Below are 398 nucleotides of genomic sequence, written 5' to 3' on the forward strand. Positions count from 1 at the left end.
CCCAGGCTGGGCCTGCAATAGATCTCTGGTTGAAAGAACTGGGGTTGTTCCGTGATTACGAGGTGCAGCAGGTTGGGGCCTCTGCAGTGCAGGCACGCGCGACATACCACGCTGCTCGTGTGCTTTTGCTCGTACTAGCGATGCTTGCCGCTACCTTTGCGATTGCGATTGGGTGGGTAATAACCCGAAGCATTCTTCGGCAGCTTGGCGGCGAGCCAATGGATGCTGCAGCGCTGGCCAGCGAGATCGCGAACGGCAATCTGCGCATCGCCGCGGAACTGAAAGACGGTGACCGATCCAGCCTGATGTACTCGCTGGACGCCATGAAGAAAAGGCTGGCGACAATCGTGAGCGGCATCAAGGCTTCCAGCGAGGCGATTTCGGTCGCTGCGAGTCAA

At 58.8% G+C, this 398-nt stretch carries 1 pseudogene; it reads left to right on the plus strand.

What is annotated here, in order from left to right:
* Nucleotides 1-29 precede the first annotated feature (29 nt).
* A pseudogene (locus SB764_RS38530) lies at nucleotides 30-398 on the plus strand (hypothetical protein); the annotation flags it as partial.

Origin of the sequence: Paraburkholderia sp. SIMBA_027, from assembly GCF_046535315.1 — a bacterium.
Lineage (GTDB): Bacteria > Pseudomonadota > Gammaproteobacteria > Burkholderiales > Burkholderiaceae > Paraburkholderia > Paraburkholderia tropica.